Annotated in this window: 9 protein-coding genes; 5 read left to right on the top strand and 4 right to left on the bottom strand. The window is 49.5% G+C overall.

Annotation, left to right across the window (positions count from 1 at the left end; translation table 11 throughout):
- Window positions 1–39 precede the first annotated feature (39 nt).
- Window positions 40–747: a DNA alkylation repair protein gene (locus tag NYE45_RS03990; RefSeq protein ID WP_340015693.1), complete on the top strand. Its 708-nt coding sequence runs from the start codon at window positions 40–42 to the stop codon at window positions 745–747.
- Window positions 748–945: 198 nt separating this feature from the next.
- Here NYE45_RS03990 and NYE45_RS03995 read toward each other — a convergent pair whose 3' ends face one another.
- A complete protein-coding gene (locus NYE45_RS03995; protein WP_340015695.1) occupies window positions 946–1,398 on the bottom strand; it encodes a hypothetical protein in 453 nt (150 codons plus the stop codon).
- Window positions 1,399–1,507: 109 nt separating this feature from the next.
- Window positions 1,508–2,062, bottom strand: coding sequence for a hypothetical protein (locus NYE45_RS04000; protein ID WP_340015696.1), 555 nt, complete (start codon window positions 2,060–2,062; stop codon window positions 1,508–1,510).
- A gap of 330 nt (window positions 2,063–2,392) precedes the next feature.
- Here NYE45_RS04000 and NYE45_RS04005 point away from each other — a divergent pair, with 330 nt between their 5' ends.
- Window positions 2,393–3,574, top strand: a complete 1,182-nt coding sequence (locus tag NYE45_RS04005; protein ID WP_036668338.1) for a DUF4317 domain-containing protein — start codon at window positions 2,393–2,395, stop codon at window positions 3,572–3,574.
- A gap of 171 nt (window positions 3,575–3,745) precedes the next feature.
- Here the strand turns inward: NYE45_RS04005 and NYE45_RS04010 are convergent, their stop codons facing one another.
- Together NYE45_RS04010 and NYE45_RS04015 are read right to left on the bottom strand one after the other, a co-directional pair.
- Window positions 3,746–4,867 (bottom strand): response regulator, encoded by a 1,122-nt coding sequence (locus NYE45_RS04010; protein WP_340015697.1) that lies wholly within the window; start codon window positions 4,865–4,867, stop codon window positions 3,746–3,748.
- Window positions 4,864–7,995 carry an ATP-binding protein gene (locus NYE45_RS04015; protein ID WP_340015698.1) on the bottom strand — a complete coding sequence of 1,044 codons (3,132 nt, stop codon included), beginning with the start codon at window positions 7,993–7,995 and terminating at the stop codon, window positions 4,864–4,866. Before NYE45_RS04015 ends, NYE45_RS04010 begins: the two co-directional genes overlap by 4 nt.
- Before the next feature lie 243 nt (window positions 7,996–8,238).
- Between NYE45_RS04015 and NYE45_RS04020 the strand changes: the two genes are divergently transcribed.
- Genes NYE45_RS04020 through NYE45_RS04030 form a run of 3 tightly spaced genes read left to right on the top strand, consistent with a single transcriptional unit; the run spans window position 8,239 to window position 21,846 of the window.
- Complete coding sequence (locus NYE45_RS04020; protein WP_340015700.1) at window positions 8,239–8,949, top strand: serine protease; 711 nt, start codon at window positions 8,239–8,241, stop codon at window positions 8,947–8,949.
- 21 nt (window positions 8,950–8,970) lie between these two features.
- Complete coding sequence (locus tag NYE45_RS04025) at window positions 8,971–14,133, top strand: hypothetical protein (protein WP_340015702.1); 5,163 nt, start codon at window positions 8,971–8,973, stop codon at window positions 14,131–14,133.
- A 21-nt stretch (window positions 14,134–14,154) separates the two neighbouring features.
- Window positions 14,155–21,846: an S-layer homology domain-containing protein gene (locus NYE45_RS04030; RefSeq protein WP_340015704.1), complete on the top strand. Its 7,692-nt coding sequence runs from the start codon at window positions 14,155–14,157 to the stop codon at window positions 21,844–21,846.
- Window positions 21,847–21,867: the final 21 nt, after the last annotated feature.

Here is a 21,867-nt window from a genome sequence, read left to right on the forward strand (position 1 = left end):
ATCATCTGGCGAGTAAGCAATATAAAAGGGGTGTTATTCATGAACGTAGAAGATGTTATGCAGGAGCTTGAGGCGCTCGGTAAAGAACGAACGAAAAAAATCTACATCTCCAACGGTGCGCATGAACCGCTATTTGGTGTGGCAACCGGGGCGATGAAACCGATGGCCAAGCAGATCAAAAAGGATCAACCTTTGGCGGAGCAATTATACGCTACGGGAAATTATGATGCGATGTACTTTGCAGGCGTGATTGCCGATCCCAAAGTGATGACGCCCGCCGATTTTGATCGTTGGATCGATGCCGCTTATTTTTACATGATCTCTGACTTCATCGTTGCTGTGACGTTGGCTGAGACAGACATTGCGCAAGAGGTCGCCGATGCGTGGATTGCTAGTGGTGATGAACTGAGGATGTCAGCGGGATGGAGCTGTTACTGCTGGCTGCTTGGAAGCCGGAAGGATACTGAGTTTTCTGAGAATAAACTGATGGAGATGCTCGAACGCGTGAAAAAGACCATTCACGAATCTCCGGAACGAACGAAATATTCGATGAACAACTTCCTATATACCGTCGCGACATCCTATCAGCCCTTGCACGATCAGGCAGTGGAGACGGCCAAGGTCGTTGGCCCTGTTGAAGTAAATAAGGACAAGCCCAAGAGCAAGTTGTTGAATGCCTCCGAGAATATCCAAAAGGCAGTGGATGCAGGGCGGACTGGGTTCAAGCGCAAATATGTAAGGTGTTAGCCACGAGGAGCTTCGATGTATTGTTGGACTATATAATTCTGTTTGTTCACGATAACACCAGTCTAGACAGGAGTTACTTTTTACGTTTAGGGCTTTTTAAAAGACAATACAATCAAATAGACCGCTACCTTTTTGGGAGACGGTCTATTTGTGTTTATTAGGCGGTAGAACTACAGATCAATGAACACTCTCTATCTACTATTCTTTAATTCTGATGATAGGGTCTTGGTCGTGAAAAGCAATACATACTGCGAGTGAACTTTCATCGGAGAGCACCTGATATGCTTTTGCATATGAAATTACTGTTCTTGCTATTAAGTAAATGGTTGAACCGACTGCGGTCTCATTAATGTCAAATCCATTTATCTCATAAATATCAGCAAATTCTTTTAAGCGTGGACCTTGCAAATCCTCATTCCAATTGCTCGACCAATCATCATCGTTATCTTCTAATACACTGTATTCCTCACAAATGAAAAATGTACTATCCCAGTTATTATCCAAATCGTATTCAAAGTAGATTGCACGAGCTGTTTGTTTTTGAGCCAGTTTTATTGATTGTTTAAGGCATAATTTTAAATCATTTACATATTCATTTAAGCCTAATTGCTTAATCGAATTAGCTCGGTCAGGTCCGCTAACGTAGAACAAATATTGAAATACTTCTCTTCAATTTCTTCAAGGTTTTTACTTTTAAGATCTACTTGTAATTCATTCAAATGATCGAAAATGTCCATAGTCGTACCTCCTATACGGAAAATTATGTTCCATGGTTGAGGGCTTTATATAATTGTTCTTCGTAAGCTTTCACACTATCGCTATCCATCTCTTCTACACCTGTAAATACATTTTTTGTGTTGTGATAAAAAGCAAGAGCGAAATCCCTGACGACTGGAACTTCGTGATGTTCTAACACAATCGATTGAAACAGATTGCTTAACATATATTCAGCATTCGAGCCGTCTTTTAGATAATTGAAACTCATAAATTCTTGAAGGACATGATACTTAAATACTTCGAGTTCTTCAGTAGTAGGATTGTATTCCCAAGCAAGCTTTTCTGTTGCTTCGACTTTTTCTGTAGGTGATTGATCGCTTCTAGCTAGTTCGTTAATGGCTGTCTGCCAATCTATTGCTGCTTTCTCCGTCTGTTCGACGGCACCAGATGTATATGCTTCATCTGTTACTACATCTGCATTCTCAATCTGTGATACTACTGTACTGACTGGTTTAGTTTCCTCTGTTTTGGTCACAGTGCATGCACTTAATAGAGAGGACAAAACAAGAACAGATAAAACTAGCATTGATTTCTTCACAATATTTCCTCCATTGGTATGTAATCTTAGTTAGTCTACCAGACTGAAGGTTATGTTACTATGTTCAGTTAAAATCGTATTCAAAAATGGATCGTGATCTTAAGGGGGAAAGTCCATAGATTGATTCTCATTAATCGTCATCATTATATGATATAATTTCTCACTGAGAGTACAGAAATGGAGAGCAAGAATGGCTTGATCCAGCTACTCCATAGTTGCGCCCATTTGTGACCTACTGCTCAGATGAAAACTTCCAAGGGAGCACTGGCTTTTAGGATATAGCGCTGCACGCAGAAAAAATTATTTATTATGGGAGTTGTCTAACGAATCATGAATAAAAAAGAAGTCGCGCATATACGCAAGCAATTTAAACTCGATCACGATCTACTGAATATTTACGATATTCTCAACGTGTATATCACGAAGGAAACGAATGAGGTCTATCACTGGGAGCGTCACCCGTTCGAACTGGTGGACAGAGAGAAACAGGAGCTGTACATGGGCAATTTCAAAAAGCTGCTGACAGGTGATTTGGATCAGAAGTTATTTGAACTGAAGTTCCAGGAAGCGGCGGAGGACCCGGCACAGGTACTGCTTCACCAGGCGCTGGTAACAGGTGATCCGGATGAATGGCAGGATCTGATGCTGCTGCTCGTGGATCGAATGTTGGTGGATACGAAGTTTGAGCGGGACATGGTAGCTACGTTCGTGCGTGGACAGTATTATCTGCCGACCAAGGCTAGAAACGAAGCTACGGAAGAGAGCGAGAAGAATGAGGTATTCGCCCATCCGTTCATTCTGTGCAGCGTAAATTCCACGGAGAAGCAGCGGAAAACGCTCTTGTTTGATTATGTGGAGAGAGAATTCAAATACAACATTATTGTCGATCCGATTATCAAATTAAGCACGCCAGAGCAAGGATTCCTGTACCCTAGCGTGACGGACAACTACTCCGATGTGAATCGTGTACTGTATTGTACAGGGAAATCCAATTTCCCAGATCCGCATTTTGTTGAAAATGTTTTGAATGGAGAAAGATCCGTAACCGCACTGGAAGAACGAGCGATCTTCGAAGATATCGTCAAGGAAGTGGCCGGTGAACAGCTCGATTCAGCCACCATTGCTCATGTGTATGAGGAAATCAACCGAGTCATCGAAATTAACGAAGAGTCCCATGAGGAAGAACCTCCGAAGCTGGATTATAAAGATCTGGAACGTGTGCTGACCGCAAGCGGTATAGAAGATCTGACGACGGAGAAAGTGGAACGTGCCTTTGAAACGATCGTGGACAACAAGAATTATGAAATGAAGGCGACTAGTGTTATGCCGAAGTTCACGTCCAAGTCCATTAAGATTGAAACCAAGGTTGCTACGATTTCGGTTAGCCCGCAAGACCTGAGATATGTGAAGCAGGTGAACTATCAAGGCAGACGTTGCATCATGATTGAAGTGGACGAAGATGTCGTGATTGAAGGATTTACCCTTAATACAGAAAAACTTATAAATGAGTAATTGATTTTAGACCAGGATGATGTAAAATCATCGGACAAGGACGAATGAACGTCCATCTATTGCAAAAAGCCCAAGCCTAAAGCAAGACTGAACTGCTCCCTGTCATAGTAGACCGTAAAAGACTATGATGGGAACAGTTCAGTATGCCAGCGCATGGGCTTTTTTGCTGTTTCATGATTGACGCAGTAGTTGTTTGATATCCGCTGCCGGACTGGAGCCGAGCTCCTCTTTGAGCAATTCCTCCAGCACCAGATATTGTCGCTGCGCTTCGGTTCTTCGTCCAAGCGACAGATACAGCAGGATGATCTCGCGATGAATATCTTCTCGAATCGAATCAATCTGGAGGATACGTTCAAAATAATACAGCGCTCGTAACGGCTCGCCTGCCTTCGCGTGATAGTGGGCAGCAGTTTCCATCGTCATGATGAAATCCAGCTCCAGCTGTCTGGACCACGCGAAAGCCCACTCATAATGCCTTCCCTTCAGAAGTTCACCCGTATACAACGTGTCCATCCGCTCGAAGAGATCGGGGTGATGTGCCGAGGCCTGACGCATCTGCCGGAACAAAGTCTCGAACTCGTACAAATCGCAGTCAATCGCTTCCCGGTCGATACGGATACCGTTTCTGTCCTTGAGAATGATCGGCACGTCACTGTTATCGCCGATGGCACGCCGCACGTAGTACAGTGTGGAATTGATGTTCGTCCAAGCCTTCTGCGGACTGAGATCCTTCCACAACGTATCAGCCAAGGCATCTCGGGTGGTTGATTTGGTATACAGCAAGAATGCCAGCAATTCTTCCGTCTTGGGCGTTCTAAGCTTGATGGGACTGTCTGCTCCGGCCCCGCCGAGCACGGTGAATTCACCGAACAGACGAACGTTCAGCTTGGGGGCAGGAGTCGTCGGTTCGGAAGGGGCGACGGACTTGTGAAGCTTTTCCTGCAATCGCTTAATGCTACGGTTCAGTCGCTCAGCCGTGACGGGCTTGATGACGTAATCGATCACCTCTTTGTCGAAGGCCTGCACCGCATACTCCTCATATCCGGTCACCAGCACAATGGGGAGCGAAGGGTGATGCTTGCGCAATTCACCAATGAGGTGCATACCCGAGATGCGAGGCATCGTAATGTCCAGAAATGCCGCATCAAAGCTATTTTCCGCCGCATATTCGCAGGCTTCCTCCGGGTCGTGAAATGCGCGAGACACCTCAACTTCTCCACTTTCTGTCAAAATGCGATTCAATCGCTTCAGCGACAAATCCTCATCATCCACGATGATGACTTTCATCTTCATGTTTCATAACCCCCGTTCCCATCTGTGCTTAGACGTTGATTTGGAAGATCAAATGTAATCCGCGTTCCCTCGCCATCCAGACTTTCCATCTGAAGGTGTCTGCCATACAGCAGATTCAACCGGCTGGAGATATTCCATAGTCCCACGCCGTTACTGCCATCTGTGGATTGCCGAATTTCATCCATCCGTTGCCTGGTTATACCAATTCCGTTGTCCTCGATGGTGAAACGTGTTTCCGTATCATTCAGATTACGAATGGACAACATGACCCGACCACCGTGAATGCTGGACATCAGCCCATGCCGAATCGCATTTTCGATCAGGGGTTGTAACGTGAGGGGCGGAATATCCATGTTCCGGTTAACATCCGCATCCACATCGATAATGACCTCCAACCGTTGGCCAAAGCGAGCTTGCTCAATGGCTACATAGGCCTCGATCATCTCCAGTTCGTTCATCAGGCTAGTTTTTGAGTCCAGGTGTTTAAAGTGCACACTCCGCCGTAAGTAACTCGATAATTGCAAGATCAATTGTTCTGCCCGATTCGGCGCATCCACGCACAATTCGGCAATGGCATTCAGGGCGTTATATAGAAAGTGCGGGTTCATCTGTGATCGTAAAAAGGATATTTCTGCATCTCGCGCAGCTTGAACGGATGTTTTCATCCGGGTCAAACCGCCGATCCGGGCCAGCAATTCCTCCGATTCAAACGGCTTCGATACGAAATCATTGGCACCTTTCTCCAAGGCCAGCTTCAACTGATGGGCTTTGTTACTCGCCGTCAGCATGAGTACAGGCAGCTCGGAAGGGGAGTAGCGCTCCCTGATCCGTTCCAGCAATTCGTAACCCGACATGTCAGGCATCATGATATCAGCAATGACAAGATGCACGGTAGGTAGCTTGTCCAGCAGTTCCAGTACGGAAGGGGAGCGTGCAGTGACTGCATAACTGTAACCTTCCAGCTTCAAGAGATTAACAATGGTCTGCAAATTAGCCGAGTCGTCGTCCACGACGATGATCCATTCGTCTTTAGTTCCTTTCACAATCGTTGGTTCTTCGAACCGGAACAGCCGTTTACCAGGACTTGTAGGAGCTATGGCGAGTGGCATAACGTTGGATCGCTTCTCTCCTTTGCCATCCGCCAGCGGGAAGCTCAGGATGAACGTGGCACCCATACCGGGTACCGATTCCGCATGAATGGTTCCGCCATGCAGCTCAACCAGCTTGCGCGTAATGCTTAGGCCTAGACCGGTACCTCCTGCAACCACTGGCCCCGTATCTGCTTCCTGCTCGAACGGCAGGAAGATATGCTCCAGCTTATCCGTACCAATGCCACGGCCGGTATCTACAATGCGTAATTCCGCTTTTCCTTGAACCACTGTAGCACTAATGCTTACGGTGCCACGTTCCGTGAATTTGATGGCATTACCGATCAGATTATGCAAAATCTGAATCAGTCGATTTCCGTCCGCATAGATCGGCGGGAAATGCGCCGGGATGCGGTTGATAAGCTCCACCTTTTTCGCGCCAAGCAGGAAGGAGTGCATACGCATGACCGATTCGACAAACGAGTACAGATCGGTCGAAGACCGGTGGAGCGGTATGTCGCCATGTTTCATTTTCGAATAATCCAGCAATTCATCCACCAGATAAGTTAATCGTCGGCCGCTTCCCGTCACGATCGCCAGATTGTGCGCCTGCTCGTCGGTAAGCGGGCCTTCGGCGCCTTTGAGCAGGCTTTCACTGATATTTACAATCGCGTTCAGCGGTGTTTTGAGCTCATGCGAGGTATTGGACAGGAAGTCGTCCTTCACCTTGTCCAGCAAGAGCAACTGATCTTTGAGAGTGCGGACCGTACGATAGGCCTCGAAGAAACGAAGCACAGCCAGAAACAGCATCAGGATGCTGAACAGGACAATGGAAGCCTGCCCGATGTTCATGCTTTCCTTGAGCGAGATCGAGAAGAGATTAATGTCCAGACAGTACAGCACGATGCTTAAGAGAGCCGCATACCACAAGAAAGTAGAGAGCCGTTCGCCTTTCTCACTGGTCAGGAACTGTGATGCGCATTGATACAGCAACCAGAGCAGCAGCAACGTGTACATAACGACGACGTAAGGCGCAGCAAGCCCGTAGACAGAGATAGGCAGGAGCGCGACCATGCATAAGTAAGCTCCGAAGATGATCAGGATCACCGCTGTGAGCATACCGGACAGGATGCCTGTTTTGAATCGGTAGAAGTAAAAGGTCAACAGACCCAGACATGCGACAGAGCAGAAATCTTTTAATTTATAGAGCGTGCTAAAGGAGATTTCCGTGCCTATCATGGATAACACACGTTCGCTGATCATGCCGTTATAGAGGGCGTACAGCAGACAGATTAGACCAAGCAGCAGCAGGGAATCGTCCCTGTTTCGATAGAGTGCAGACCCCAGGTAACTGATGAGGAATATGATCGAAATGGTAGCCAGTACAGCGAGCGTGCCGAATTCGATAGCTGTGCTCGTTTGATGTTTTTTCAGCATGGCCGCTTGTTCGCCGAAAAAGAGTGGACCCGGAATGCCAGAGTCCGTGTAATCGTAATTAGCCACCCGGATCAAAATCTCAATGTCACCGCCATGATAGGGGAAAAATCCAATCTGTGGGGAGTTGCCGGGTTGGTAACCCGCGGACTTTGCCACGGCATGCCCGTCTTCCAGCAGTTTGTTGCCATTGATGTAGATTTCGCTGGCAAAACGAATGTTCATTTTTTTGATCGCCAGCGTTCCCCGGGCAGGTGCATTACGGAGCACTAGTCGATACGTAGCGAAGCCGTGGGTAGGCAGTCGTACGCCATCCACTTCAAGTCGATTCCAGGAGCCGGGAACGGTTGCATAGGTATCGGGTGCTTTCGTCGGACCAGCCTGATTCGGAGTTGCAGATTCGTCAGGAAGCAATCGCTCCCAGTAAAATTCCCACTCCCCATCCAGCTTGATCCGTTCGTCCTGTTCAGGGTTCCAAGCCGAGAGGTCCAGAACACCTTGACGAGCATGAAGCGCCGCAGATTGTGGTTCTCTGATCGTTGACAGGAGCAGTACGGTAATGGCGAGTATAACAGTCAGGACAACACCTGAAATTTTTAATAACACGAAATGCTGCTCCTTTAGAGTTTGTTCGAAACCTTTGGTAGATTCGGACGAAATCTCTTGTATTCTATCGGCATTGTAGCGAATATCTCTGGGGGGCGCAATCACATTTCGACAAATTTTTTTCTGTTTATTGCTTGTTTATTGTGATCCATTATAATGCGGAAGCAAGATATGTCGAACGGACGCAGAAAAAGCATCGAAAGACCTATCTTTGCGCGACTATGGGCTGATGGAGTTGAGAAAATGGAGAGAAGCATCACATCTTGGCGTTTGCGGCGGCGGATGATTGGCATTTTGGCTGTACTGATTGCTGTGGCATGTCTGAATGGGTATACGGGTTCATCTGTCGCGAAAGCGGCTGGGACCGGACAAGTGGCTGTATCGGGAGCTGAAAAAGTGTATCAATCCGCGGCGCAAGCTGTCTTTTACTTGAAAGCGTATCGTAAGGACGGAACGCTTAAAACGGTAGGTACCGGTTTTCTGATCGGTGATGGTAAAGCACTTACAGCAGCCCATGTTGTGAAGGACGGGGTTTCTTTCGAGGCGGTATTTGAAGATGGTTCCATCCAAAAGATAACGGTTCTGAGCGCTGACACGGAAACCGATGTGGCTATGTTGTCTGTGCAGAATAGCAAAATACGTCCGGTACTTACCCTGTCAGGGGACAAGCAGCCTGCAAGATATGGGCAACGATCGTTTGCAATCGGATATCCGCTGAAGGATGGCAAGATCATTACGGAGGGCATCGTGAATGCACCAACCGCTGAGGTGAACGATGTCATTCGCTTGCTGACTTCCGCGCAGGTGTCTGCGGGCATGTCGGGTGGTCCTTTGTTAAACGAAGAAGGTCGCGTGATCGGCTTAATCTCCGGTTCGTTCCGGACAATGAATGGCATTCATATTTGTGTAACGATCGAAGATATTCGCAAGCTGATGAAGAAGTCGAATACATAACGGGAAAAAGGGGAATCTCGCATGTTCAAAAAGTTATCACTCTGTCTGCTTGCCACTTTGCTGACGTTGACGTCTGTGAGCTGGCCACACCTGCCGACCGTTTCCGCAGCTGCGGAGTACGCGGATATTTCTATTCCAAACGGCGGTGGTAAGATCATCAATCGGGGAGACATGTCTTCCTGGAACAATAAAATTGACAAGTTCGAGGCGAATAGCTTTGGCATATTTGCCGCTGGCGCACCGGGTACATCAATGGAGAAGGAAGATATTGAATCCGTAGGTGTAAGTCATGTTAAAACGAAGGGAGCAGGTTTATTTAAAGCCAAGATTTCGGTGGCGAACAATCCATCATTAAGACGATTGGCTGAAGGTGGAGACGCCAGAATGCTCCTTAAGATTGGATCGATTGACGTTTTTATCGGTGGCACGAACGTCCGAGTCGATGTTAACGGCAAAGAGAAGTTCAATCAGTTCAATCATGATAAATCGGCTAATTCGTCATGGATCGCTTTCGGACCCAATGATACGATCGAAATCACATTGTTTGGTTTTTTTAAAAGCGCCAGTGATATTGAGCTCTATTTCGCCGACATCACACCTCCTACATACAACGGCAATACACTGACCCATACGGGGGCAGTTCGATTCAATGCCGATCCGGCAGTACAAAAGAATGAATTGTTCCTGAAGCAAGGAAGTAACCTTAACCTGGCGCTGAACTTCAGCGAGCCGGTGTTTCCAGATTCTGCAGAGAATGCCTCTGACCGGATTGATGGCAAATTCAGCTTCATGCGTACGGAACTGTTCAGTAATCCGGGTGGAGACGGCTTCGATCCGTCCGTTTATTATCTAACGAGCGCTGATAGCGGATACAGTGACTTTGCGCAGGGTGGACTGGATCGGAACATTCATGCACGCTCCACTTTTAACTTTCGTTATCAGGCTGCGTTAAATGATAGCACAGGTAATATTCCTATTGATCCGAAGCGTCTGATCGCGCCCTCCGAAGAGGATCGCCCAACATTACTCGAACGGATGAATGAGGCTGGTTTCATCGATGGTGCGGGTAATCCCGTTGCAACTTTTAACGGTATTGGAACAGTTCCTTTTGCCGATAACACGAACCCGGGCGGTACGTTCCGTACCATTATCGACGCACGTGTACCGCAGTACTCAGCATCCCGCAATGGCGTGCAGCCTGAGGTACTAACGGGACTTGTGCTGAACAAGGGCGACGTTGTTGATTTTACCGTGTACCTTAACGAACAGGTGATCAGCGCGTTTACCCCGACCGAGGATACACGACTCAAGTTTGCCAATGGCTTGACCGCCGCATATGTTGGCGGCCAGAACACGAATACATGGACGTTCCGTATGACAGTGCCAGACGGCAAGAGTATCGAAACGTCATTGCTGGAGACAGCTGCTTTGGAGCATGCCAGCAATCCTGGCGACGGGAAGGCATTGACGGATTACGCCGGCAACGTGCTTACTGAGCCAGTCAAGAAGATTGATTGGGCTGGATTGTCTTTGGACAATACGGCACCTGAAGTGAATTTTGTCTATGAAAATCAGGACGGAGAGATTATTCCCGAAGGACAATACGTAGGAAATGGATCATTCACGATTAATGCATTCGATCCGGACTTGAACGGTCAGACGAGCAAAGGATTGTTCCGTCCAGGCAGTGGTTCAGGGCTCGTGTATTATGTGCTGAACCAGAGCCCGAATGATCCCTTCGCTGGGCAAAACGACAACTTTGCCGCAGTGAAACGGTATTCCCTGACGCAGAAGCAGCCTTCTGAAGAATTGTATACATCTGGTTTCCAGGATGTTGTACTGTCTACCGGACAGAATGGCGTGAAAGTAGAACTGCCGGATGACGGCACAGGTTTGAACGGGAACTGGTATTTGCATACATGGACTGCGGATATGAGCTGGGACTCGGCTCGTCAACGGATGCAATACGACAAAGGCAGCAACGAACGTGCAGCTTACCTTGCCCAACATCCGGATGCGACACCTGCCGAGCTGGAGGAATATTATCGCTCAAGCATTCTGCCGAATCTGTCCGATTACGGCAATACAGTACAGTGGCCTTTGGCCGATTTCAAACAGGATGATTCCAATTGGTCGTACCATGTCGGCCTGTTGAAGATTGACAATGACGATCCAACCGTCGAAGTTGCGAACATCGTGGACAATAACTCCGACAATGTGAAGATTACGGTTAAGGCCGCTGATCCGACTTCTTCTATTAAAAATAACAAGGTGCAATACCAGTTCGTGGCCGTGGGCAAGAACCCTGTCGCTTCCGGATGGCAGGATGCCGAGCTGAACGCACAAGGTGAAGCTGAGATATCGACATTGAATGATCCGGCGATCTCCAAAGGTGGACAATACGAGCTGCATGCGAAAGCCGAGGATGTGGCAGGCCATTCAGCTACTGCCGATCCCAAAGCAGTCGATGTGCTTGTCATCTCAACCAAGTTCAAAGCCTATCCGGGCACCTATGCGATCAATGACGGACCCGACTTCACCGTAGCCGGTGTACCGATCGATACGATTGAATATCAATACAGTGAAAGTTCTGAACGTCCTGTGGGCAACAGCAAATGGGTTGCTTTTGAGGATGAACCGAAGGAAACGAAGCTGGGGGATGTTCCCGCCGAGCGCTACAGCTTCCCTGCCGACAAAACGTTGAACGGGACCTGGTACGCCCATGTGCGCATCAAGCAGCAGGATACCGGACGTTATTACTACTATTATCAGGAGTACAAATTCGACCATCTGCCACCTGTCACGAAATTCGGTTCGCAGGGTTATCTGTATCCGATGCCAGAGCAGACGGTACAGATTGATGTGTCTGACACGTTGGTGGACTTTAACGGTGTTGCAGCCAAGAACATTCGTTACCAATGGATCAAAGTGGTTGACGGGCAAGACGAACAGGAACCAGATCCGGAAGGCAAGGGCTGGAGCGTGTCGCCTGCGGATCGTTTGATCACATTGCAGGTAGACAACAAAAAGGACAACGGTAATTACCGACTGTACGTCCATGCCAGCGATAGCTTGGGTAACAGTAAGCTTTACCACACAAGTGGTCTGTTCTCCGTGTTTTATCTGAGCAGTGAACCACCTGTTGGCAGCGCGCGTTTGATTCGGACAGAAGGTCCAGGAGATGATGGGTACACCGCCATTATGGAACTGACGGTGGATGTGCCGGCACAGGAAGGTTACTTCTATTCCGTTTCCACCAACGGTGGAGACAATTGGAGCACTTGGCTGCCGTACACGAACTATGTCGGCGTTCCTGTTGACACGAATGATTCAGGACAACTCAAGTCACAGGTTCGGGTCAAATTCAAAGGCTACTACGACAATATCAGCGATATCGTAACACCTGAGATCCAGCTTCAGGATGCCCCTGCCTATGGGCTTGCTTCACTGGAGCAGATCATGCCGGTTCGCGGAGGCGAGAAGGTGCAGGATGGTGGGCAGAACGAAGGACAAGAGATCCTGTTCGACCTCGTTGATGGCAAGACCGTGAAGCCAACGAACAGCAACCCGGAAATGCCGGAAACGCTGGAGGCGAACAAACGATTCAAAATATACCGCAACGGAAGCTACTCCTTCACCGTGAAGGATGGCAGCACTACAGCAACCGTGTTCATCGTGGTCTCCAACTTCGATGATACGCCGCCAATGGTAAACGTGAAGTATTCCACGATTGCGGCAACGAATGGCACGGTTAAAGTAAGTCTGCAATCGAGTGAACCGATCCGCATCACCAATCTGCCGACGTCGTCCAAAACGTTCCGCGAGAACGGAGAATTCACGTTTGAGTACGAAGATGCGGTTGGCTTTACGGGGAGTGTCACGGCAACGGTGAGCAACATCGATACCACGCCGCCGGAAGCAGATATTGTCATGCACTACAACCATCCCGATCTCAAAGCGTTGATCCGTTACGGTAGTGGTACTGCTGTCGTGGATAGCGCGGGTGACGGGTACAATGCAAACGGAGAATTTACTCATTTCGCAGCACCGACAACAGGTAATGTGATCGCATCTAATCTGATCGTGGCACAAGTGCTGCCGAAACAGGGACAAGTTCAGGATTACCAGGTGGTCTCCAATAGCTCAGGGACGAACCAATCCTCATTGGTCATGACCTCAGGCAGTAAAGCACGCTTCTCACTGGCAGATGCCGCAGGGAATAATGCGAAGCTGGAATCCGAAGGGATTACAACACTCGTTGGATCGATCCCCGCAGTAGAAGAGATCACGATGGTTCGAGTAGACAATGACGGACAGACCATCGATGACAGCAAGTTGGTGCAGATTGGCGATCAGGCTTACTCCAAAGGCAAAGTGCGTGTAGGCATTGTAATGCCATCATCTGTAGTAGAAGGCAATATGATCTATGCTGGGGCAACCCCGGTAGCGAGTTTTAGCGCCGACTACGCCAGCAATGGCGAGCATACGATTTTACTTTCAGACGTACTTGGTAACAAGAAACAGGTCAACTTTACGATTGCGGGTCTCGATAATACGGCACCAACGATCCGTCTGAACAAAGCTTCCACAACGGTTCTGCAAAACAAACCAGGCTTCGATCTGGTCACCGATCTGGGCGGGTACACGGTGAGCGATAATCTCACATCTGCGGAGCAGATGCAGGTGACGGCTGCGGAATACGTGCTGGAAGGCGGACAATACGTGGAGAAACCGTTGAACCTGACGGTGACGGGCAAACACACGATTCGTTACACCGTGAAGGATCAGCTCGGCAATGCAGGCTACGCCCTGCAAACGGTATTTGTTCGTTCGACAGATGGCATGTTCGTTACGGCCAATGGCATTCCGTTGTCGGATACCGAATCCGAAACAGCAATCGTGAATACAGGTACGGTCACGTTCAATGTGAACAACTTCCGTACGATCGAGACTGCTGGGGGAACCAAGCTGGAGAATGAACTTGGCACGTATGATATTTATTATTTCCCGGGTCTGGTGCGCGAAGGACAGATGAAATACATCGCTACCCGTGTGACCTATAAGGAACTGATCAGCAAAGACTTCAAGATTACACTACCCAAAGCAGGATGGTACACCATCATTGTGCAAAATCAGGAGCGCGAACGCGTATACTCCACACTGCTTGTTAATCGGGCCAATTAGAGAAACGGAAGGGGTTCACCCATGCGACGGAACAAAATTATTCGGATAATCGCAACGTTGATGGCCATGGTCATGCTGATCAGCGTCTTGCCGCTTCACATCGCGGCAGCGGCCGTTTCCTCAGCGGGAACGACATCCATTAAGAACGGGTTTATCAAGGTAACAGTGGACAATGCAAGTGGGCGCTTCAGCATTCGTACAGAAGACGGCCAGCCAATCCGCAAAAAGGATAACGGCGTGGATATGATCTTTGGTGGAGATAACCCGGAGACGTCGTTCACGACATTCCGCATCAACGGAACGGATCTGATCTTCGGTAATCCGTACAAAATGGCACCGAACTGGACCTCGGAAGTTACACCTCCGAAGGTCGTTACGGGTAATGACGGTACCCAGAGTCTGGTTACCGTATGGACCGTTCAAGGCATTCGTATTAGCCAAGTGATCACTTTGCTGTTAAAGGAAGACAAGGATCAGGGCGGTAATGCGCGTGTTCAATATGTAGTGGATAATACGACAAATGCCAAGGTAGAGATCGGGTCACGTGTGTTGCTGGACACGTCGGTCGGCGGCAATGATGGCCCAGCCTTCCAGATCGGGCAGAATTATTCCGTTCCACTTACGGTGGAGCGCAAACTGGTTCACGAACCAGAGAAGCTCGGTTATGACAAAAACGTGGACGAGCAGGCGTACAATCTGCATAAGCTGCCACCTTACTGGGTGATGCGGGACAAGCTTGATCTGAGCAATCCGATGGCGACGAATGTCATTGCCTATGGATTCAACAACTTGTTCGAGGGCGGTATTAACGTCGTTGATGAAATGGTGGTAGGGCATTGGGCCAATCTCGCCGGAACGAAGTGGGAATATGAACCGGACGAGAATCTTGATTTTACGCAGGATACAAATGACTACGGTACAGCTGATACGGCCGTGGCTTTCTATTGGGAGCCTGATACGGTTCAAGCTGGCGGCCAGCACTCGTATGAACTGGTATACGGCTTGGGGGAGATTGTATCCCCCGAGAAGGTATTCGATGTTCGTTTCCTTGATCCAACGCAAAAGCTGGAGACGAATGAGGAAGAGACGGGTTACGTGAATGACGGCGTGTTCGAAGTGAACACGGAGATTGAGAACCTGGAGATGTTCAACACCAACCATAGTCAAATCGATGTGACTCTGACACTGGAGAACGGTCTGAGCTTTGTGGATGAGAATGGGAAGGAACTCAATGCAGCGAGCCAGAAGCTTACCTTCCGCAAGGATGTTCCGCCGGAACAAGCTGCACAGGGCATTGAATTCCTTCCGTATAAACCGGGCGAGGTTGTCGCAGCCAAATGGCGAGTGAAGGGTACAGGCAAAGCCTGGCCTTCAACGCGCCAGTATATGGTGACGGTGAGCAGCCCGGAGACAGAGAAAAAGCTGGAGACGGCCGCTCAAGAGAGCGAAGGGCTTCCGGAATCGGAAATTCGAGCAATCTATGAATCGTCAAGAGCAGGTTTTATTTTCCTGCCACCGGTTGGCGAATTAAGAGAGACATTGGTCTACGCCATGTCACCGGAGGAAGCGTACAGCAAGGACGAGAAGTACATCACGCTGAACGTGTCCAATATCGCTGCCTACAATGTCGGCAATGAAGCAACGTCTACCGCTGCCAACTTTGACATGTATCTGGTGAACGTGAAGAACGGGGATCGTTACAAAGTGCCGGTGACCCGTTCCGTAACATCCCAGCCACTTGGAAACGGGTTCGCGGGAGATTTGAAGCTGGTATATCGTGGCGGGGAAAAGGTGAAGGCGGACGGCACAACACTTGAAGTGCTGAACGATGCGTTCTTGCCACTTGGGGAATATGCTGTGCAAGTGGACTATCGGGACAAGTCAATTCCCGAGCTGGCCGAAGCGCTGAGCTTCAAGACAGACCAGACTTTTGCCATCACCGAGAACGAAGAGAACCGGGTTCGCAAAGCCGGAATTCTCGCTGTGTATAAAACTAAACTGGACCTAAATGCAGGTGCTGGTGAGAAAGCGACGTTTGCGAGCGTGCTGCCATGGACGTATGGTAACCTGACGGACGCGCAGTTCAAAACAAAGCTGGATCAGGATCGGGCGAGACTGACTGCTGCCAAGCAGGAAATGGTAGCAGCTTCACGCAAACTGGACCCTGCTCTCGATGTAGCTGGAGCCATCGATGCATCGGCTTCGCCGGTATATGCGGTCCAAACGTTCGAAAATGAAGCAGCATTCGAAACGTTCAAAAAAGGACTTGATGATGATACCGAGCAGGAGGTTGTTCTGGAAGTGCGCGGTAAGATCGTGCAGTCCGGTACGGGTGCAAACGCCCAATATACGGTTCAATCGGATACTGAACCTGCGATTCTCAACAAGAGTGTAGCTTACAGCGGGAAAGACCTCACCATTTCAACGGGGAATTTCCCGCTCGCCAAAGACTTGAGAGCAAATACCGACACGCCGTTCTTGCAAACCCTCTTTGTGGGTGGCGACGGTACCCTAAGCGTGGCGAATAGCGGTTTCGTATTCCATTCTGGCGAATGGACCGTTGATTTCTACAACGGATTCGATAAGTCACTCGGAACGGAATCGAAGCTGACGGATGAAGAGCAGGCATGGGAGGAAGGACGCAATCCGGAAGACCCTACTCTGAACGGAACCCTGACATGGGCTAATGGTATGCTGGGCGATGCGCTCAATCCATACCGCAATCTGCTTGTCTCCTATGTGTACTTTAATAAACATACGTTGTTTTCAACACCTACCTTCTCGCTGAATGGCTTTGGGTTGAAACTCAATGACTTTGTGCTTCGGCAGGATGGGGTGTCCTTCGGTGGTGCAATGAAGATGTTTATTGTAAATGGGGAAGTAAGCAACGTTATGTTCAACCAATCGGGATTCGTGGGCATCGACTCCTCACTGGCGTTTGAGCTGAATAACAGTATTGGTTTGTTCAAACCGGACTCCGAGGATAGCGTAAAAGGCGGTATCAATGTTACACACTATAAAGACCCGAACAAATACGGCGTAATGAATTCGTACGGCGTTAACTTCGAGGCTAAACTGGAGAACTTGTTCTCCATTAGTGCGGAGCTTGCCTTTAAACGGGTTCCCGACGGACGGATTATTCCAGACGTCATTGCTTTTGGATCGGACCTTCCTGATCCGGGCATCATGATCAATCCGGCTACCAAAATCTCAAGTATTCGCGGGGCCATCCGTGAACTTGCGATGACGATTGCCGGTGGTACCGAGCGCTTGCCCCTGACGCTGGAGGCAGGCATCGACATGGAGCTGGGACAGAAGCCGGCTGTATTCTCAGGTAGTGTAGACCTTACGCTCAAAGCTACCGGCTTCAAAGTGGTGGGAAAACTCGGCTTTGGTGAAGGCAGCAAAGTCATCCCGATGTTGACGGAAGCGCTTGTCCAGACCCAATGGGCCAGCCCGATGTTTATCCGAGCCAGGGCACAGATTGATGTCGGTGGATGGGATATCATCGTGGGCAGCGCCAGCCTCTTTATCGGCGAGAACCTGGAGAAGGGACGAGTCGATTTTGAAGGCATGGTCAGCTCCAAAATACAAATACCAAGTTCAGTGCCGGTTGTCGGCGGTTTAGGATTTGGAACCCGTGCAGGCGTGAATAACGATGAGCTGTGGGCAGGGATTTCCTTGTTGTTCCTCACCTTGGGCATCAAATATTACTGGGGCGGTGGCATCTCGTTTATGACCGATGGATCGGCATTGGATAACGAGGCACTCGCACACCTGTCGATTAATGATCCAGAACAGGGTCCGCGCCTGTTACAGATCGGAACGGGAATCGAGACGCTTGCGACCTCGTGGGAGAATGAGGAGCCTGAGCGTTACGAGATTCGGTATACCGCCGTTGGGGACGGCATTGATATGATTGAGGATAGCTCACAAAATCTCGGAATTGGCGGCATTCGTACGTCCAATGGAGGGAAAACGCATGTGATCCCGATGAGCGGAGTGACAGGGGATGCCCTCCTTGAATTAGAGTATTTTACAACAACCAGACCTACCCTGACTCTGAAGCGTGACGACGGAAGCACGTACGATATCGTGTACGGAGAAGCAACCGATCGGAACGCAACGGCGTTTGAACAGATTATCAAAGCACCTAAAGAGGGTGATCTGAAGAGCGACGGTACAACAGTGACCAAAAAAGAAGAGCTTCAGGGAACGGATATCCGTCGGATCTATGTTGCAATTCCACAGGACGATGCAAAAACGGGAAGCTGGACGCTGACATCCAGTCAATCGGTCAAGTCCAAGCTGATGAACATTCCGGTACTGCCGGAACTGTCTTCGACGGAACTTGCGGTAGATCCACAGGATGCGGACCAATTCACAGCAACCTGGACCGTGGACAATGCTTCCCCGGGAGATACGGTTGATCTGTATCTGTCTTCGGACCGTTTGCAGGCAACACCTACACCGGATGAATCCGTTGATCCGGGGATCATGATTGCCAAAGGAATCGAGATTGAAAGTGCCGATATTGGTGCTGACGGTCGTGCATCCGGCGAGATGACCTTTGACGTGAAGCAGATTGCGTACCTCGGCGGAGCAGACCTTCGTGGTTTGCTGCAACAAGGAACATATTATCTGCGTACGGAACTGAAAACGGACATGGCATTCTCTGTCTTATCTTCACAAGAAGGGTATACGCTCGTAGATCCGCTTGCTCCGAACGCTGTGCCAGCGGTGGAAACGAGAAGCATCGGAAACGGGCAGTTCGAGGTCGCTTTCCCGGCGATCACGAAAACAGCCGAAGAAGAAGCGGAGGAGTTCACTTACATCCTGACCGCATCGGATGAGCAAGGACATCTTTATGATCCGTTTGGCGAAGAAGGATACAGTGAATCCGACTTGAAAGCTACGCTCAAGGATGGCAAGTATCATGTGACTGTTGGCGGATGGAATGCACTAGGAACGCCTAAGCTGGGTGCGGATGGAAAAGTGCTGCGCAATGCAGACGGCACCATGGCGATGGAGGATAAAGAGGTACGCCATTCCGGACTGGAGCCGGGTAAATCTTATCGTATGGGCGTTACGGTCGCACGCAAACCGGCTTCCGATGAGCAAGCGAATCTTCGTTTATCCACAACAACGTATAGCGGGTCGAAGCTGCTTCCTGCCCCTACAGGGCCAGTGCTTTCGCTCGATAACAAACAAGTGGTCAACAACAAATACGAGGTTGTTACAAGTTCGAATCAAGTGACCGTGAACGTGGCTTCGAATCAGTCGAACGTTGTTGTAGAGGCTTCGACGGACGATGGTTCGCTCGGCACAACTAACCTTGCAACAACAGACAAGCTGAAGTTCAACTTTGAGGTGGATGGTGTATATGCAGTCCAGCTCAAAGCTCGAAATACTAACACGGGGGATACGTCAGTTACGATGCTGTACGTGACAATGGATACGACGGCTCCGATGATCTATCTGGATTCGCCTTCACAAGGCGAACGGGCACAGGGAGGCGTTGCGCTCGTACAGGGTACAACGATGACCGATGCCGAAGTGACGGTAACGGATGCCGATAGTGATCAAAAATTGGCACAGTTCAAACCGGACGAGAACGGAGTCTTTAAACATGAGGTGCCGATTGATGCGAACCGCATGAAGACCCGTCTCCGAATTAAAACCGAGGACGCGGCAGGCAATGTGAACTCTGCCGTTGTCGAGGTGCTGAACGGCGACTTCAAGCTGCCACGCAGACTGAAACTGGTTATGCCGGAAGAACTTGTTGCTGGTGGAGAACAAGCTGCGGTTCAGACTTATGTGGAGTATACGGATGGGACTCGTGAACTGGCAGACAACGATAGCATCACCTACAGTGTGGTTATGGGTGAAGCGAATGCAGCCGTTCAAGATGATGGTCTTCTTGACGGAAAACGTGTTGGAGCTGCTCTAATCCAGGCCGATTATACATGGCAAGGTACTGAACTTAGCACAACGGATATCGTCTCCGTTGTTGCACCGAAGACGGGAGCTGCGCCACCGGATTACATGGATACGATCAAAGCATCCACAATCGGAACGGGCAAAAAGGGAGAGACACGTGTCTCGATCAGCGCTGCCGGACACAAAGGCAACATGGTTGGCAGTGAACTGGCATACCGCATTTTCACGGACCAATCGCAAGTGATGCTGCCAACATTTGAACAGGATATCAGCGGATGGAACACGCTGCCTTCCGATAAAGTCATCAAAGCAAAACCAGGCGAGTGGGTTGTTATCGCCAAACGAACAACCAGTGAGCCAAAACTCACGACAGCATCCTCTGCTGCGGTGAAGGTGAATGAGCGGATCTCTTCAAGCGTGGAGCCAAGCGAGCCAAGTTCGGGCGGCAGCAAACCACCCGCATCGAATGTGCCTGTTGGTCCGTTGACGGTGGGTGGTGTGGCCATTGATAGTGCCGTTGGAGGTCGAGACCTGAAGATACCTCTGGAACTGGATGCAGTGCAGAAGGATGGATTGTTGCTGGTCGATGTTACGCCAGGCGTAAGTGGCCCAACCGTGGTTGCTCATCCTGTGCGAGAAGCGCTGCTGGATGCAGTCAAGCAAGGTCAGCGAATTCGTTTGCACGTTGCAGGCCAACTGGAGCAACTACGCTTCGAGCTGGATGCGGATTTGATTAAACAACTCGCTGCCAAAGATATTTCGATGGATCTGGAAAGCGATTGGGGCAGCTACCGTTTGGATTGGAATGCTATCGATCTGAACGCACTCGAAGCAGCGTTCCCGGCGCAAAAGGCTGAGGACATCAAAGTAAGCTTGAATGTAGGTAAACCGGATCAGGCATACGAGCAGCTTGCTGCGAAGCTTGCCAGTGAAGGCCGCATGATCCCGAGAGGAACCCCGGTTGCCTTCAACATGACGGCAAGCGATGGTAGCAAGTCAATCGAGATCGATAAGCTTTTGAAAATGACAACCAAAGAACTTTATCTGCCGGTTGGAGAGGACGAACGCTCCGTATCGACCGTGGTCGTTCTTGAAGCTGATGGAAGCTTGCGGCATGTACCTACCCGCTTCGAAGTGCGGGACGGCCGGATGGTTGCCATCGCAAGCAGTATGACCAACAGTGTGTACTTGCCGATCCGATATGATGTTTCGTTTAGCGACATGAAGAGTCACTGGGCAAGTGAAGCGGTTCATGATCTGGCATCACGTCTCATCTTGAATGGCGTGTCATCTACCCGCTATGAGCCTTCGCGTAGCATGACTCGGGCAGAGCTTGCTGCACTGATGGTGAGGGCCTTTGGCCTGAAACCAGACACAGGCGCAAGTACAGCATTCGCAGATGTTAAAGTAGCGGATTGGTACAACGATGTGGTGCAAACAGCGACTGCCTATGGCCTCATGACGGGCTACAGCGGTAATCGTTTCGGTCCACAGGATGCCATGACACGTGAGCAAGTGATGGTCATGCTGATCCGTGCATACGAGATGGCAGGACATGCTGCGCCAGCTGCGAGTAGTGCAGCTGCTAGCCTTGACGGCTATACCGATGCATCAACGTTGTCTGATTGGGCGAAAGACAGTGCCGCACAAGCGGTGAAACTGGGTCTGATTCAAGGCAAATCGGCAACGACACTTGAGCCAAAAGCTCCGATAACTCGCGCCGAGATGGCGACGCTTGTCCGCAGATTGCTTGTGGAACTGGATCTGCTGTAAACCATAAGTGATTGATTTGAA

The sequence above is a fragment of the Paenibacillus sp. FSL K6-1318 genome, assembly GCF_037976905.1.
GTDB lineage: Bacteria > Bacillota > Bacilli > Paenibacillales > Paenibacillaceae > Paenibacillus > Paenibacillus amylolyticus_A.